We start from the raw sequence: 1,553 nt of genomic DNA, 5'->3' as shown, positions 1-1,553 counted from the left end.
CTGGCCGGTCGTGCCGGCGGTGCCGCCGTTGCCGACGGCGGGCTGCCAGCCGACGCCGGAGACGTGGGCCCTGAGGCTGAGCGAGGGGACGGAGAGCTCGGCGGGGGCGCCCGTCGAGGGGGCGTCGCCGCCCTTCTCGACGAGGACGACCTGGAGGGCCTCGGCCTGGACGCCGAGCCCCTCGGTGCCCGCGGCCTCGCCGTCCTTGGCCCAGCCGAGCCAGCCGTAGCCGGCCGCGTGGACGCGGTACCAGACGTCGTAGCGCTCGGAGACGGGGCCGGAGAGGGACACCCTCACGGCCTGCACGGCGCGGCCCTGCCCCACCGTGCCGGCGTAGGAGGGGGCGGAGGCGGCGTCCTGCCAGCCGATGCCGGCCACGTGGGCCGCGACGGAGACGGAGCTCCCCTCGCCCGCCCCCTCGAGGGAGGCGCGCACGGCCTGGAGCGCGAGGCCCCTGCCGGTCGTGCCGACGTCCTCGCCGCCGCCCACCGCGGGCAGCCAGCCGCGCTCGGCGACGTGGCCCTGCAGGACGAGCGACGGGCCGGAGGCGGCGCCGGAGACGTAGGCCCCCTCGGCCGGGCCGGGGGCGCCGGAGCCCTTCGCGACGAGGGCGACCTGGACGGCGGTGAGGCCCGACGCGCCGGACTCGACGCCGGAGGGCTCGCCGGCGCTCGCCCAGCCGAGCCAGCCGCGCGCGGAGTCACAGGAGCGGTACCAGACGTCGTAGCGTTCCGCGAGGCCGCCGGACAGCTCGAAGCGGACGGCCTTGAGCTGGAGCCCGCCGCCCGAGGCGCCGAGCTGCGCCCCGTCGGAGCTGGCCTCCCCCTGCCAGCCGGAGCCCAGCAGCAGGCCGCGGTAGCAGACCGACCCGTCGGACTCGAGGTTGTCGACGGTCGCGGCGACGGAGCCCAGCACGGGCCCCCTCTCGGAGCCGAGCGTCAGGACCCCGCCCGAGAACGACGAGCCCGCCGGCGAGCCGGAGACGGAGAGGGACGACCCGGACAGGCGCTCGCCGGCGCCGCGGAAGGCCCCGCCGGCCGGCCCCGGCGCGGCGCCGCCCTTGGGGACGAGCACGACCTGGACGGCCTGGACGGCCTTCGACAGGCCGACCGTGCCCGCGGACGCGCCGTCCTTGGCCCAGCCGAGCCAGCCGTAGTCGGAGCAGTGAACGCGGTACCAGACGTCGTAGGACGAGGCGGCCTCGCCGGAGAGCCTGAACTGGAGCGCCTCGACCGCCAGGGAGCGCCCGGTGGTGCCGGCGGTCCCCGAGGTCCAGCCCTGCCAGCCGACGTTCGAGACGTGGGCCCTCACCTCGAGGGAGGAGGATCCGTGCCCGTACCAGGAGACGGAGCCCGAGAGGGCCTCGAGGGCGCGGCCCTGCCCGGTGGTGCCGGCCACGGCGCCGTCCGAGACGGCGCCCTGCCAGCCGATGCCGGCGACGTGGGCGCGGTAGGAGACCGAGGGGGGCTCGGAGGACCTGTCGACGAAAGGCGTGGAGGTGTCGCCCGGGGCGGGGTCGCCCTTGGGCAGGACCGCGACCTGGACGGCCTGGA

Annotated in this window: 1 pseudogene; it reads right to left on the bottom strand. The window is 77.7% G+C overall.

Going from position 1 to position 1,553, the window contains the following annotated elements:
• Positions 1-1,553 (bottom strand): annotated as a pseudogene (locus I2G43_RS01045) (Ig domain-containing protein); the annotation flags it as partial.

The organism is Collinsella aerofaciens (genome assembly GCF_015557435.1).
GTDB lineage: Bacteria > Actinomycetota > Coriobacteriia > Coriobacteriales > Coriobacteriaceae > Collinsella > Collinsella aerofaciens_Z.
This window is presented reverse-complemented; position numbering and strand designations above follow the sequence as displayed.